13 protein-coding genes are annotated in these 15055 nt (G+C 34.8%); 2 read left to right on the top strand and 11 right to left on the bottom strand.

What is annotated here, in order from left to right; all coding sequences use genetic code 11:
* Positions 1–324 precede the first annotated feature (324 nt).
* From Q0F04_RS01360 to Q0F04_RS01320, 9 genes are all read right to left on the bottom strand, one after another.
* A complete protein-coding gene (locus Q0F04_RS01360) occupies positions 325–519 on the bottom strand; it encodes a hypothetical protein (protein ID WP_295749258.1) in 195 nt (64 codons plus the stop codon).
* 32 nt (positions 520–551) lie between these two features.
* Complete coding sequence (locus Q0F04_RS01355) at positions 552–1190, bottom strand: hypothetical protein (RefSeq protein WP_295749255.1); 639 nt, start codon at positions 1188–1190, stop codon at positions 552–554.
* A gap of 74 nt (positions 1191–1264) precedes the next feature.
* A complete protein-coding gene (gene gatB, locus Q0F04_RS01350) occupies positions 1265–2686 on the bottom strand; it encodes an Asp-tRNA(Asn)/Glu-tRNA(Gln) amidotransferase subunit GatB (protein ID WP_117570893.1) in 1422 nt (473 codons plus the stop codon).
* Between the two features lie 2 nt (positions 2687–2688).
* Positions 2689–4062, bottom strand: coding sequence for an amidase family protein (locus tag Q0F04_RS01345; protein WP_295749252.1), 1374 nt, complete (start codon positions 4060–4062; stop codon positions 2689–2691).
* A gap of 1 nt (position 4063) precedes the next feature.
* Positions 4064–4357: an Asp-tRNA(Asn)/Glu-tRNA(Gln) amidotransferase subunit GatC gene (gene gatC / locus Q0F04_RS01340; protein WP_117923679.1), complete on the bottom strand. Its 294-nt coding sequence runs from the start codon at positions 4355–4357 to the stop codon at positions 4064–4066.
* 9 nt (positions 4358–4366) lie between these two features.
* Positions 4367–5437, bottom strand: a complete 1071-nt coding sequence (locus tag Q0F04_RS01335; RefSeq protein WP_117570890.1) for a CamS family sex pheromone protein — start codon at positions 5435–5437, stop codon at positions 4367–4369.
* On the bottom strand, positions 5424–7418 hold the full coding sequence (ligA, locus tag Q0F04_RS01330; protein WP_295749433.1) for an NAD-dependent DNA ligase LigA: 1995 nt from the start codon (positions 7416–7418) through the stop codon (positions 5424–5426). Before ligA ends, Q0F04_RS01335 begins: the two co-directional genes overlap by 14 nt.
* A 9-nt stretch (positions 7419–7427) precedes the next feature.
* The gene (locus tag Q0F04_RS01325; RefSeq protein ID WP_295749249.1) at positions 7428–9605 is read right to left on the bottom strand and encodes a UvrD-helicase domain-containing protein; all 2178 of its coding nucleotides are present in this window, start codon (positions 9603–9605) and stop codon (positions 7428–7430) included.
* Positions 9606–9846: 241 nt separating this feature from the next.
* The gene (locus Q0F04_RS01320) at positions 9847–11028 is read right to left on the bottom strand and encodes a hypothetical protein (protein ID WP_295749246.1); all 1182 of its coding nucleotides are present in this window, start codon (positions 11026–11028) and stop codon (positions 9847–9849) included.
* A gap of 86 nt (positions 11029–11114) precedes the next feature.
* On the opposite strand from Q0F04_RS01320, the gene Q0F04_RS01315 reads away from it, so the two are divergent.
* Positions 11115–11987: a class I SAM-dependent methyltransferase gene (locus Q0F04_RS01315; RefSeq protein ID WP_117570886.1), complete on the top strand. Its 873-nt coding sequence runs from the start codon at positions 11115–11117 to the stop codon at positions 11985–11987.
* A 46-nt stretch (positions 11988–12033) separates the two neighbouring features.
* Here the strand turns inward: Q0F04_RS01315 and Q0F04_RS01310 are convergent, their stop codons facing one another.
* On the bottom strand, positions 12034–12759 hold the full coding sequence (locus tag Q0F04_RS01310; protein WP_295749244.1) for a hypothetical protein: 726 nt from the start codon (positions 12757–12759) through the stop codon (positions 12034–12036).
* A gap of 59 nt (positions 12760–12818) precedes the next feature.
* Between Q0F04_RS01310 and Q0F04_RS01305 the strand changes: the two genes are divergently transcribed.
* Positions 12819–13478, top strand: coding sequence for an alpha/beta fold hydrolase (locus Q0F04_RS01305; RefSeq protein ID WP_295749241.1), 660 nt, complete (start codon positions 12819–12821; stop codon positions 13476–13478).
* 203 nt (positions 13479–13681) lie between these two features.
* Here Q0F04_RS01305 and Q0F04_RS01300 read toward each other — a convergent pair whose 3' ends face one another.
* The gene (locus Q0F04_RS01300) at positions 13682–14980 is read right to left on the bottom strand and encodes an AAA family ATPase (protein ID WP_295749239.1); all 1299 of its coding nucleotides are present in this window, start codon (positions 14978–14980) and stop codon (positions 13682–13684) included.
* Between the last annotated feature and the right edge of the window lie 75 nt (positions 14981–15055).

The raw sequence follows: 15055 nt of genomic DNA, 5'->3' as shown, positions 1-15055 counted from the left end.
AGATTTTTAATTCTTTTAAAACCTTAAAACTTACCTTTTAAAAGTCATAAAAGCCTTTATTTATCGGCGATTATTGACTTTTTTTATTTTTGTTTAAAAGGTAGTAAAAGGTTTTTAAAAGTTCATTTTTCATTATTTTTTTAAAATTCGACTATTCTTCAAAAATGCTCTTTTTTTATGATTTTTTTGTTGCAAAATAAAAATTACTGTTTTTCATAGTATTACAGTAATTTCACTCGAAATTGCACGATTTTATGGGCTTTTTTAAACTTTTTACGGGTTTTTACGGATTTTTTCAGCTTAATTTCTCACTGTAAATCTTTTCTATTCTATTTGATAACTCACATCGATCATACTCGTATTTAATAAGACATGAACAGGATGAATACTATTTTCAACTTCTTTTACTCCATCAAAAGTATATGGCTTCTTATTTTCAAACTCTTCAAAACACTTCATATCACTCGTTGCCTCATGCATAGTGACAACTCTATTATTCTCATCAATATATAATTTCATTTTTGGCTCCTTTCAAGAAAAAAGATGGACTCTTATTGTCCATCATCTTCGTTTTGCGCATTTGCGATATTTTGTTGAATCTGTTCACTTGCCGCTTTTAATTGATTTGAAAGATCAGGATCTTTCGCACTTGTCATATTATCCGTAACAGGACCATCACCAGCTCCGGTTTTTGTCAATTTTAAATATGTCCAGCCATCGGCCGTATGTGTATCATCAATCAAATAATTATAAGAATCAATTTCTAGATCATACATCTTTGAGCTATCTTTATTTGTAAAATATGTATCAATTGGCAATTGTTCATTCACAATATTATATGCACTATCAAGTGCTGCATTTGCCACATCATCCGTTGCACTATCAACTAGATCAATATGCACACGTAGTGTTGCACTTAATAAATTCACACTTACCTTTTCTACATTATCAATGTTTCCTAAAGCACTCTCAAGAGATGAGATATTGTCTTTTGTGATGGCAGGATCTAAATCCGTTTTTGAAAAACGACTACCTTCTACAGGTCGATTTTGTCCACCTAAACTTGTCAATAATACATATCCTACAATCACAACAGGAATCATAATTATAATAACAGTAAACCATACAAGCTTGTGTCCTTGGCCTGTAGGTTTATTGGACGTATGTCTTCTACGCTTCATCTTGGCCATTAAAAAACCTCCTAATAACGTACTTATTATAACACAGTACACAAAAACATTAAAAGTCTGAATGAATCAGACTTTTATCTTTTCTTTAATTCTTCTTGAATCAACTCATTTGTACGCTTAGGATTTGCCTGACCACGACTTGCCTTCATGACCTGACCTACTAAGAATCCAACGGCACGATCCTTACCATTCTTGAAGTCTTCAATCGATTGTGGGTTGGCATCTAAAACACTGTTAACGATAGCTAAAATAGCACCATCATCACTTACTTGTTTCATACCCTTTTCTTCGATGACCTTCTTAGGATCTTTTCCTTGCATAACCTCTTCAAATACAACTTTACCTTGTTTACCACTGATTTCTCCAGCCTCGATCACATTGATCAAGCTAGCCAAGTTTTCACTTGTACAAGGCACCTTCGCAAAGCTTAAGTTGTTTTTGTTTAAATAAGCTGAAACATCTCCAATAATCCAGTTGCATGCTTTTTTCGCAAATTTTGTCGATTTTAATACTTCTTCAAAGAAATCTGCCATTTCTCGATCAGAAACCAATACACCTGCATCATATTCACTTAATTCATAATCTTTCATGAAACGAGCTAAACGAGCATCAGGAAGCTCTTCTAGATTATCCTGAATGGATTTAACCCAGTCAAGATCCAATTGGATAGGAAAAATATTTGGTTCTGGGAAATATTTATAGTCAACATTTCCTTCTTTTTTACGCATTAGAATTGTAGTCTTTTGTGCTTCATCATAACGACGAGTCGCCTGTTCTACTTTTTCACCTGCATCTAATAATGCAGATTGACGTTCAATTTCTGCTTGAACTGCTTTTTGAACATTCGCAATGGAGTTCAAGTTTTTGATTTCTGTCTTTGTTCCTAAAGTATCTTTATCTTTACTCAAAGAAATATTGACATCACAACGCATACTTCCTTCTTCCATCTTAACATCACTGACATTTAGATATAAAAGATTTTTACGAAGTGTTTCCACATAAGCAGCTGCTTCTTTAGCACTATGCATATCTGGTTTTGATACAATTTCAATCAATGGTGTTCCAGCACGGTTGAAGTCAATATATGTACCTGTATCTTTATGGAACTGTTTTGCGGTATCCTCTTCCATATGAATACGCTCGATGCGAATTTGTTTCTTTTCTCCATCCACATCAATTTCTACATATCCATTTGTTCCAATAGGATGAAATTGTTGTGTAATCTGGAATCCTTTTGGTAAATCTGAATAGTAATAGTTTTTACGATCAAAACGAACCAATGTTTCAAGATCACAATGCATAGCTGTACATGCCTTGATAGCCAAGGCTACAGCCTCTTTATTTACACATGGTAAGCATCCAGGATGACCTAGATCCACAACACTTGTACATGTATTTGCGACTTCTCCAAAGCGCACAGGTGCACCAGAGAACATTTTTGTATTTGTCTTTAATTCACAGTGAATTTCAATACCAATCGTTACAAAATAATTCATTATTATCCCTCCAAACATTGTCCTTTTAAGCCAGTGCATTCTTCAATCGCACTAGATACATCAAACATTTTTTGTTCTTCAAAAGGCTTACAAGTTAAATTCACAGCCACAGGCATAGAATCTACTTTTCCTAGCGGAAGTGTAATACTTGGATAACCAGAGAAATTTTGTAACTGCATATGTTCTTCGGCAAAACTAGATACGCCAAAACGAACATCTGAACTTTCATTGATTAATGGTGCAATTGTTGGTGCTGCAACACTTAATACAGCATCACATTCTTCAAACATCTTCGCGTAAGCTTGAACGATCAAACGACGAATCTTTTGGGCTTTTCTAAATAAACGATCTTGATTTTCTTCAAACAAAGAATATGAACCAATCACGAAACGAGCACGAACATAGCTTGAGAAACCTTTTGTACGTGTATTTGTCATGACTTCTTCTAAATCTTGACCATCTTCACGCATACCAAAACGAATACCATCTAGATTTGAATGATTGGCTGTTGCTTCTGCATTCGCAATTGTCTTATAGACAGGTGCAATCAATTCCATATATTCTTTTGGCATTTCCACTTCAACGATCTTAGCTCCTTTTTCTTCTAATTTAGAAACTAAAGCGTTGAATTGAGCCTTTAATTCTTCGTTTTCAACTTCATCGATTACCGTTTTAAATACACCAATCGTTTTATTTGTAAGATCACTATTCAATAATTTAGAATATTCACCAACAGCTTCATAACTTGAAGTCATATCATGATCATCACGACCTGCAAGTACTTCTAAAGCTAATGCAGCATCTTTTACATTCGTTGTGAAATATCCAACGTGATCTAATGAACTCGCATAAGGAATAATACCATAACGTGAAATACGTCCATATGTTGGTTTAACCCCAACAACACCACAATATGCTGCTGGTTTTCGAACACTATCACCTGTATCTGTACCAATGGCCAATGGTACACATCCTGCGGCAACTAAAGCAGCACATCCACCGCTTGATCCACCTGGAATGCGGTCTAGATCATAAGGGTTGTGTACAACACCTGTGTAAGCATTCTTGTTGGTTCCACCCATACCAAGTTCATCCATGCTTGCCTTACATACAAAGTCAGCTCCTGCTTCTCTTAATTTTTTTACAATTGTCGCATCATAAACAGGAACATAGTTATCTAAAATACGGCTGCTTGCGGTTGTACGAATACCACAAGTAGAGATGTTATCTTTTAAGGCAACACTAACACCAGAAAGTTTTCCAGTATTTGTATTTGTATCCTCATCGATCATAGTTACTACGGCATTTAATTTTGGTTGAACCGCATTGATTTTTTCAATAACGGCTGTTTTATTTGCACAATTTGAAATTTCCATCTTACTTCACCACCTTTGGAACGTGAACATGTCCCATACGCGCATCTTTTACATTCTTCAATGCTTCTTCTTGCGTTAATACATCACTTACAACGTCCTCTCTTAAGAATGTTGTAGGTGCTTCAAAAGGATAAACCATAGGTTCTACACCTTCTGTGTCCACTTTTTCAAAAAGGGATACTTGTTCTTCTACGGCAACGAAATCTTTTTTCAATTCTTCGATTTCTTCATCGCTCAAATCAAACTTCAAGTCGTTTGCCAATTTGTGAAAATATTCTGTACTGAACTTTTCCATACTTTCCTCCTATATCTTACTGATCACATTACATTCACTTGAACCAGATGCTCTCTCTATTAATGCATACACTGTATCATCATTTAGAATGGTAATCAAATAGTCGCATTTTTTTGAACTAAATGTATCCATCTGATCTTTTACATCTTCAATCACAGCCAAGATTTCTCCGGCTGTCTTTCCGTGTGCTGTAATTGTCAAATTTAATTTCTTTAATTTTTTAGATTCAAACTTAGCTTCACCCGTAATATACGTGTTATCTGGAAGAACTCTTGAAATCTCTTCTTTAAAAGACGCAAATTCCGTTGCGGCCGATGAATCCAATTCTGTAAAGCGTGAACTTGGAACCAATGTCCACTCTTGATTTAAAGAAGTAAAGCTTCCTTGTCCACCCTTATAATATCCTTCATAGATATAGCCACCTTTACCGGTTGTATTTGAATCATCCAAGCGATAAGCTGCTATAAAGATTGGAATATTCTTATTGATTTCATTGAAACGCTCATGCATATAGGAAGCTAATTTAGAAAAAGTAACCTCCAAATAGTTTTTCATCTTCTCATCCGTAATTTCTACACTTGAACCATCCGATGCGTTTAATTCTCCATTCACGACAAGGCCTAATGAAATTCCTTTTAGATTATCGTTTGTGTACCAATCCAATTCATACAAATCAACTAAAATTGTCGCATTTGTCACAATTCCATTTCCCGTATCAAATTCTTCATCGGCACTTGGATTTAATCCATTTGGATTTCCATCACGAACCGTTCCCAATAATCCTCTAGATCCGTCTGTCGCATCCAATTCATCATAATCTAAGAATTGATGTGTCTTATAGCCTACTGTAGTAGGTGAAAAATACTTTTTTGATAGATCCATCAATCCACTTTCCATTTCTACACGTAAATCTGTATCTTGGATCAAACCTACATGTTTACTTCTTGTATCACTGGATTCATAAGGCAAAATAGCTTGATATGAATCGTCATCTAAGGCATTTGCCTGATTCTTATTTCCGGTAGAACAAGCGCATAAACATAAAGCGAGTAAACCCAATACTAATTTATTCTTTCGCATTTTCTACCTCCTGCACAAACTCTTCTTCACTCATTGTCATAACACCTAGACTCTGGGCTTTTGTAAGTTTTGAACCAGCTGCCGTACCATAAATGACATAATCTGTTTTTTTAGATACAGAACCCGACACATTCGCGCCTAAAGATTCTAAAATAGCTTTCGCCTCATTACGCGTATAATGTTCTAGAGTACCCGTTAATACGCATGTTTTATTTGTGAAACGACTTTGTACAACTTGTTTCTTTTCTTGTGTGAAATTACATCCAGCCTGTTTTAAGACTTCAATTAAATGAAGATTCTTTTCTTCTTTAAAGAAAGCTACAACACTTTGGGCTGTAATCAAACCAATATCATGAATCGTAACTAAATCATCCATACTTGCATGCATTAAAGTATCGATATCACCAAATTGTTCAGCTAAGATCATAGCTGCTTTTTTACCAACTTGACGAATTCCAAGACCATATAAGATGACACCCAATGGCTGCTTTTTACTATTTTCAATGGATTCAAGTAGCTTATCCACAGATTTCTTTTGATAGCCTGGTTTTTCAATCAATTCATCATAATAACGAGCTAAGAAATAAATATCTTCAATCGAATTTAAATAACCCCATTCGTGTAATTGTTCAATTTTCTTATCACCTAAAGTATCGATATTCATCGCATCTCTTGAGGCAAAATGAATCATGCTTTCGACAACACGAGCCGGACAATCCTGGTTGATACAATAGTGGGCTGCTTCATCGGGTAGTCGCACTAAATGGGAACCACAAATTGGACATGTCGTTGGGAAATGATATGGCACTTGTGTTCCATCTCTTCTTTCAGGTACGCTTGTCACAACTTCAGGAATGATTTCTCCTGCTTTTCTGACCACAACAATATCACCAATACGAAGATCTTTATTCACAATCATATCTTCATTATGTAACTGAGCTGCACTTACTGTTGTTCCGGCAACACGAACGGGTTCTAATACCGCATTCGGTGTAATTTTTCCTGTACGTCCTACTGTAATCACAATATCTTTTAATCGTGTTAAGACTTCTTGTGCAGGAAATTTATAGGCTGTCGCATAACGAGGAACCTTTACGGTGCTTCCAAGCCTTCTTTGATCAGCTAAATTATTTAATTTAATGACCATACCATCGATTTCATAAGGTAGGTCCTCACGTTGTTCTTGAATTTCTTGGATAAATTGCCATATCTCATCTACGGTTGTGCAAACTTTACGCAATGGATTTGTTCTAAAATGCATCTTGGACATGGCTTCCAAAGCTTCTTCTTGTGTTTGTACCGCAAAATCAGACGCATTCTGGAAATAATACCAATAAGCATCGAGTTTACGGCTTGCACATACACTTGAATCCAATTGTCGAATGCTTCCTGCAGCTGCATTTCTTGGGTTCGCAAAAGGGGCTAGCCCTTTTTCTTCTTGTCTTTTATTTAATTGTTCAAAGCTTGCCTTAGGCATATATACTTCACCACGAACCTCAACATGTCGCGTTTCAGGGATGTGCATAGGAATAGAAAGAATCGTTTTAACATTGTTTGAAACATCTTCTCCAACAATTCCATCACCCCTGGTCACAGCTCGAGTAAAGTTACCATCATCATATAGTAATGCCATCGCAAGTCCGTCGTATTTGCATTCTACGACAAATTCTGGGTTTGAAACACTTTCGGATATTCTTTGAACAAACTCTTCAATTTCTTCTTTATTAAACACATTGCCTAAGGACAACATTTGTGAATCGTGCGTAACCTTTTCAAATCCCTCAAGTACAGATCCAATGATTCTTTGACTCGGACTATTCGCATCAAACATTTCTGGATGTTTTTCTTCTAATGCCATTAATTCCTGCATCAAACGATCGTACTCTTGATCAGACACACTCGGATTATCATATACATAATATTCAATAGAATACTTTTCTAATTCTTTACGTAAGTCTAAAATTCTTGCCTTTTCATCCATCATACTCACCTAGGCTTTCTTTAAAGAAGGATGTGATGCATTTAGCTTTTTCACACCAATCGTATGACCAAAGGCAATGGTTGCGACATCTCCACGAATTTCAAGCACAACACCTTGACCATAGATCGTATGTTCAACGGCATCCCCTTTACGTAAACGTATTTTCTTTTTATTCGCACCAAGCTTAGATGGTCTTCCTGTTAAGGATTGAGACACAACAGTCTTTGGTTGTTTTGGTGCTTCTTCTTTTTCTTCTTGTTCAATATATTCCATTGGGATTTCAGCTCTAAAACGACTTGGTGTTTTAAACGCATCCTGCATATAGCTAAAGCCTGTATTCCATGTAATATATAGTGTTTTTTTAGCACGTGTCATCGCAACATATAGAAGTCGTCTTTCTTCTTCTAATGCCTTCATGCCACCTTCATCACAGGCTCTAGAACTTGGGAATACACCATCGTTAAAGTTAACTAAGAATACTGTGTCAAATTCTAGTCCTTTTGCGGCATGTACCGTCATTAAGCTGACTGTATTTTCGCTTGTTTCCTGTGTTTTATCTGTAAATAAGGCAATGTCTTGCAAATAAGATTCCAAAGTCATTTCTGGATCTTCAATCATACTTTGGGCAATGTCTTCTTTTAATTCTTTTAAGTTATCGATACGGTCTTGACCACTTTCGCGATCTTCTTTCAACATCGAAATATAGCCAGTTGTATCTAATACATAGTCTAAGAAATCTTCTAAGGCATAATGTTCTCTATTTTCACGTAGATCTTCAATCAAGTCTACAAACATTTCACATTTCTTCGTAACGGCTGTACTTAATCCGATTGGATCTTTCATGACATCATATAGATTCATGTGTCTTTCGGCAGCTTGTTTTTGAAGATTTTCAATTGTACGTGCACCAATACCACGGCGTGGCACATTGATAACGCGAAGCACAGCTAAATCTAATGCCATTTGGTCTGGATCTTCTTCGTTGCGGTTTGTACATAATCTTAAATAACATAGGGCATCTTTGATCTCTTGTCTTTCATAGAAACGAATTCCGCCATAGATTACATATGGAATGCCTACCGATTTAAAGATACGTTCAAAAGCACGTGAAGAATAGTTTGAACGATAAAGAATCGCCATATCTTTATACTCTAAACCTTTTTTATGTTTTTCATTGATTTGACGAGCTACAAAGATTGGTTCTTCACTATCTTCTTTTCCTTCAAACATCGTAATCTTTTCATCACCAGGAAGTTTTGTGTATAGATCTTTATCAATACGTTCCTTATTGTATTTAATAACGGCATTACTTGCGTCTAGAATAGGTTGTGTTGAACGATAGTTTTCATTCAAAATTACAGTTTTACATGGTTCAAAATCTTTATTAAATTTCAAAATAATGTCAACACTTGCTCCACGCCAAGTATAGATGGTCTGGTCTGGATCTCCTACAACACATAAATGTGTATTCTTTCCAGTTAGTAGTTTAATAATTCCATACTGAATAGGGTCCACGTCCTGGAACTCGTCAACATGAATGTAGTCTAAACGATTTTGCCACTTCTCACGAACAGAAGATACGCTATTTAATAAGCGATGTCCTTCTAATAATAAATCATCGAAGTCCATAGCCTTCATTTCGTTACGACGCTTTTCATAGCCTGCATAGATTTTAGCTAAAGTAATGCTGACATCATCCATTGCCATATTACCTGCCATTTGTGGATCGATATAGTTTGTCTTATAAGCACTAATAGCACCTAATGCACGATTATAAGAAATCGTTGTTTTATCCACTTCTAATGCTTTATAGATTGGCTTTAAGATGGCCTTTTGATCTTCTGGATCCATAATTGCGAATGTTTTTGGATACCCAATCAAGTCGGCATCTTCTCTAAGCATTCTTACACATAAAGAGTGAATGGTTGAAATGCGCACTACACTTGCCATACTGCCTAATTGTGCAGTAAGTCGTGTTTTCATTTCATTCGCTGCTTTATTCGTGAATGTAATAGCCAAGATGCGGTTTGGTAAAATACCACAATCTTGGACTAAATAAACAATACGTGCCATTAAGACACGCGTTTTACCACTACCTGCACCCGCAATAATACGAACGTGTTCATTGATTGTCGTTGCGGCAGTTCTTTGATTTTCATTTAATGTATCTAATATTGAGTTACTCATAATTTTTAATCACCGTATCAATTTTACCATAAAACACAAAAAAAGTGCTCAGAAATATGAGCACTCAAAACCTCAGAAAACGAATATCTTCGTATTTACTATATTTATTGGTAAAACTCTTCATGATTGCTTTGACGATTTCTATCTTTTTCTGTTTTGGTGTTAAAACAGTAGGAATAAATCTATAATCCATCAACAGATGCATAGCCATTTACTTTCGCTGTCTTTTCTAACACTTTATCTAGTCTTCCTGTGTCTTTGTGAAACCAGATTCCTTAATGCATTGTTCTAAGAAAGCCAAGTCTTTTTCTTTAGCACATACATCGTGGAAATATAAGAATTTTTCTTTATAACGAAGCACAGCCTCCAATACATAGATACCATCTTCTTGCCATGAATCCATCCAAATCGTTTTCTTATCATATTGGATTGGATCTTGTTCCATAATGTTATCTAAGTTTGTGACAATACCCGGTTGTTTACTAGCCTGAATCAACCAGTCCCATTGTGCTTCATCTGTATATGGTGACATTAAACACAAGGCTTGATTGACTGGATCATAACTTCTTTCAGCGGCACCACTGGCAACCACTCTTGCATCTTCAAATAAGTGATACACTTCACGAATACGATATTGAATGGCCTCCTGCTCCATATTTTTGGCATCAGACAATTTATTTTCTCTACCCAGCTTTTCACATAGATCCGCATATGCATCCAAAGGAAGATCTACATTATGATCTTTTTCATAAGCTGCTTCGATATATTCGCAAATATCATTGGCATGCTTAATTGTTGTTTCATTCATTAATGTATACTTTCCAACACCCTCTTTGGCAAGTAAAGTTAATGCACAATTCTTATAGAATTTGGCATCTCTTTCCCAATCATTCCATACATAGAAGGCATCCATTAAGTCACGAGTATTCATATGTTTGAATTCTTTTAAATCCAAATCGCCCTGACTTGTAAGAATGCGATTTTCTTTTTGTAGAGGCAAGAAATATGTTTCATCATACATATAATTTTGTTGGCGCATCACTTCATTTTCCAAAAGAACTCCACGAATATAATCCATTTCATCCTCATACATAGAACTCAATCGATCAAAATCTTCATCCTTATCGAATTCCATATCATCCATCAATTCATATTCACCAGGAACTTCTTCCTGAATATCTTTAAATATATCTACCACAAACGCATGAAATCCAGGACCTGCATGACGTGTATTGGCACGTAAAACCATGTCGCCATCTTCTTCTGTCACAACAATCTTTCCTTGTGGACAAACTAAGATATCAACATGATCATAACGATCTTCAATTTGCACTTCTTCACGTCTTGCGATAAGGCCTAAAACTTCATACAATTCATTCATTTCTTTTTCATTTCGATCTTTACAAATCATTTGAACAAACATGTTAAAACCTCCTTCTAGAGTCACACTCTATTATATCATAGTTGGCAAATGTATGTTATAATTATACAGTTAAAGGAGAACTAAGTATGAATCAAATTGCTAAAGAATGGCAAGACTATGAAGTTATTGATACTGGAAATAAAGAAAAACTAGAAAGATGGAATCAAACGATTCTAAGAAGACCGGATCCTGTGGCAATCTGGCCAATTGAAGATGAGCGTGCATGGAATAAGGCGGATGCTGTATATCACCGTTCTAAATCGGGTGGTGGTCATTGGGAAATGAAAAAGCCTGTTAAAGAATTCTGGACAATTGGATATAAGGGATTGCGCTTTAAAATCAGTCCAACTGGATTTAAACATACAGGACTATTCCCTGAACAAGCTAGCAACTGGGATTTTATGGCCAATAAGATCAAAGAATCAAAACGCGATGATCTAAGAATCTTAAACCTATTTGCCTATACAGGCGGTGCTACCATGGCTTGCTCAAAAGCTGGGGCTAAAGAAGTTGTGCATGTAGATGCCTCAAAAGGTATGATTCAATGGGCAAAAGAAAACATGCAGCTTTCTAATTTACAAGATCATACAATTCGTTTCATTGTAGATGACTGTATTAAATTTGTAAAAAGAGAACAAAGAAGAGGAAGAAAATACGACGGTATCGTCATGGATCCACCTAGTTATGGTAGAGGTCCAAATGGCGAACTTTGGAAACTTGAAGAAGAATTATTCCCATTAATTCAAGAATGTATGAAAATCTTAAGTGACGATGCGCTATTCTTTATTGTGAACTGTTATACAACTGGATTTAGTTGTTCAACACTAAATGAAGCCTTATCTAGATCAATTCAAAAAGAAAAAGGCGGGCACATTGAATGTGGTGAAAACCTACTTCCTGTTACGACAAACAACAGTGTATTACCATGTGGAATCTTTGGAAGATGGACTAACGACTAGTCCATCTTTTTTTGTTTAGAAAAAGAAAAAAGGAAGAAAACTCTTCCTAACAAACCATCCACTCTGGATAAAATTGAATCCCATTTTTAATCATACGATGAATCAAAGGCCTTCCCAAAGTCTGGAAATAATGTTCAATCGTTGTAACTTGTAAAACTAAAAGATCTGCCGTTTTCCCAATTTCAATCGAACCACGATCCGCTAAATTAAATTCTTTAGCTGGTAAAGATGTCATACTTTCTAGTAATTTTCTAGAACATACTCGATGTGTTTGAAACAACACATAACTCATGGGTGCCATACTATATACATAGGAGTTTGGAAGTCCAAATCCACAACTCATTAAAAAAGTTTCTGGAATTTCATTTTTTAATTCACTTAAGCGATGTAAAACTGGAAGCTTAGGCTGATTCTTTTTATAAAAAACATCCTGCTCTAATTTCATTCTTTGCGAATTTGGATTGTCACAAATCAAAGTTAAGATTCCATTTTGACGCATCGCATATAACGCATTGATATCCTGTCTTAATTGATCCCCCAAACGAACATGCATAAAACTTTTATATTGACAATCAATAAAAGCCGGTACAACACACTCTCCCTGTGCATCAATGACACGAGTTGCCGGATCTAACCATTCCTTATATGAACCTGTATTGATTTCAATAATCTTATTATGGTGACACGCAATAAAGGCATGATGCAAGATTGTAAAATCCTTATCACATGTATATAAGTTTTCAATATTTTTAATCAGTAAAGTTGCCTTCATGATACATGTGACCTTCCTTTCAATAGATGCTATAATAATTATACAACGAGGTGATGCGAATGTCTTTATTTAATCGAAGAAAGAAACCCATAATAGTAACAATCCATGGATTTGGAAGAAATCTAAGTCATGAATTCGATCCATTGGCTCGCTATTTAAAGGCTAGAAAATATGAAGTAATCCAATTTGATATGTATGATTTAAACAATCCAAATGACGCCAACTACAAAGATTGGGTTCAAAGATGTGAAGCTAAATTAAGTCTTGCCATCAAAGAAAATCCCAACGTGATTCTAATTGGTTTTTCCATGGGAGGCGTAATTGCCAGTTATTTGGCAAGCATTTATAAAGTACAATCATTAATTCTATGTGCTCCTGCCTTTGAATATCTAGACATCAAAAAAGTAACAGGATTATTTAAAAAATCCGACAAAGAAAAGAAAGGTCCAAGCTCAAAGCAATACCAAACCTTCACGAAGATTGTTTCTCAATATAAAGAATCCATTTCTCAAATTGAATGTCCAATCCTTATGTTGCACGGAACAAGTGATGAAGTGATTGCTCCATCAAGCTCAACACATGCCTATAAAAAGATTCCAGCACAAAAGAAACGCCTGATTTATATTGAGGATGCCAAACATAGAATGTTGTATGATGGAAGAATGGAACAGACTGTTTTTACTTTGATTGAACAAATGCTTGAAGGTAAAATATTTTAAAAAACTCACTCAATTGAATCAATGATCAATTTGTGTTAAACTACATTTGCTAGGAAAAACATACGTTTTGAGGAGGCAGTCTTGTTAGCGACACTGCTTCCTTTTTTTTGTAAAATAATAAAGCCAGTTTAAAATGTCCCGATTTGAAAAGATAAACAAACCATTTTTTCACACGAATCCAAGAAAAGACCAATCAAATTTGACTAGTCTATTTTAAATGATCCGTTTTTCAAATCTTCTGCTAAGAAAGGCATAAAGTAAAATGGAATCGTAACCAATTTCTTTTCATGATCATACCCATAATTATTCTTTGATACTTTAATCGCCATTTCAAATGAATTTTGATTTGAAAATTTATCTAAAGAATTTAAAACACCCTTACCCTTTTTCACATCTAAAGGATACAGTTTGTTATCGGATTCAATAATGAATTCTAATTCTGCATCATTTTTTCCACGCCAATAATATAGTCCGATTCCTTTTGCGACTAATTCATTCGCAACATAGTTTTCGTAAAATATACCAGATAAAGTATTCTCTTTATTTGGAGCAACAAAAGAAGATGCATTAATTCCACTTTGATATGAGAACATACCAATATCTCCCAAAAACAATCTGAATTTACCTTCACCATCTGGAATCAGAGGCATTGTGACATGTTGTTTTAATTGGAAAGATTGATTCACAATATGAGCTAAAGTCAACCATTGAATTGGATGGAAATAATCTCTCGTTTTCGTCTTTTCTTCGATAAATCCGGGTGAAAAATTCTTAGATTCTTTATTTAGCTGTCCATATATATTTGAAAATAAATTCTTTGAACGTAAACAAGATTCTCGACTTGCCTGATACAATTCCATATCCGATAAATAGTTATCGTACAAATCCTTTAATACTCTTCTTGATTCTAGAAAACTATTGGATTCAAAGTATGTATTCACTGCTTCAGGCATACCTCCAATCAACAAATATTTATAAAACTCATTTAATACTAATTCATGTATACTACTATTTAATGGAGTTCTACTCTCATATGCCTTTTTTGTCACATTAAACAATTTTTCATTGCTATTCAATAAGAATTCATCAAAACTTAAAGGATATATAGTGAGTTGTTCAATCTTACCAACAGGAAACATAAACTTCTGTGTGGATCCATTTCTTGTTAATTCTCTTTGAAGACGAATTCGTACCATTGAACCTGTCGCAATGATTGGAATTTCTCTAAAATCCTGGCAAAAATATTTTAAAGAAGAAATAATATTCGGACATTCTTGTATTTCATCAAATATTAAAAGTGTATTCTTAGTAATATCTTTACCTTTATATAAGGAAATATATTCAATTATTTTTTCTGCATTAGCTGTATGATCACAAAAATCGCGTATTTCATCTTCAATTTTAAAATCAATATATATATAAGAATTTGAATAATATTCTTCGGCAAATATATCCTTAACAAGATATGTTTTCCCATTATGTAAAGCTTTACATAACGGCAATAATGTAAAGTTGAGAATAATGTAAAGTAAAGCTTATAAACCTTATAAATAAAGGATCTTTGGCTAAATTACTTT

Source organism: uncultured Holdemanella sp., from assembly GCF_934772795.1.
Lineage (GTDB): Bacteria > Bacillota_I > Bacilli_A > Erysipelotrichales > Erysipelotrichaceae > Holdemanella.
Note: the sequence above shows the minus strand (reverse complement) of the source record. Positions and strands in the feature narration are given on the sequence as shown.

Coding starts and splice junctions, on each gene's coding strand:
- Q0F04_RS01360 (WP_295749258.1), bottom strand. CDS start 519: ATGAAATTATATATTGATGAGAATAATAGAGTTGTCACTATGCATGAG.
- Q0F04_RS01355 (WP_295749255.1), bottom strand. CDS start 1,190: ATGGCCAAGATGAAGCGTAGAAGACATACGTCCAATAAACCTACAGGC.
- gatB (WP_117570893.1), bottom strand. CDS start 2,686: ATGAATTATTTTGTAACGATTGGTATTGAAATTCACTGTGAATTAAAG.
- Q0F04_RS01345 (WP_295749252.1), bottom strand. CDS start 4,062: ATGGAAATTTCAAATTGTGCAAATAAAACAGCCGTTATTGAAAAAATC.
- gatC (WP_117923679.1), bottom strand. CDS start 4,357: ATGGAAAAGTTCAGTACAGAATATTTTCACAAATTGGCAAACGACTTG.
- Q0F04_RS01335 (WP_117570890.1), bottom strand. CDS start 5,437: ATGCGAAAGAATAAATTAGTATTGGGTTTACTCGCTTTATGTTTATGC.
- ligA (WP_295749433.1), bottom strand. CDS start 7,418: ATGGATGAAAAGGCAAGAATTTTAGACTTACGTAAAGAATTAGAAAAG.
- Q0F04_RS01325 (WP_295749249.1), bottom strand. CDS start 9,605: ATGAGTAACTCAATATTAGATACATTAAATGAAAATCAAAGAACTGCC.
- Q0F04_RS01320 (WP_295749246.1), bottom strand. CDS start 11,028: ATGTTTGTTCAAATGATTTGTAAAGATCGAAATGAAAAAGAAATGAAT.
- Q0F04_RS01315 (WP_117570886.1), top strand. CDS start 11,115: ATGAATCAAATTGCTAAAGAATGGCAAGACTATGAAGTTATTGATACT.
- Q0F04_RS01310 (WP_295749244.1), bottom strand. CDS start 12,759: ATGAAGGCAACTTTACTGATTAAAAATATTGAAAACTTATATACATGT.
- Q0F04_RS01305 (WP_295749241.1), top strand. CDS start 12,819: ATGTCTTTATTTAATCGAAGAAAGAAACCCATAATAGTAACAATCCAT.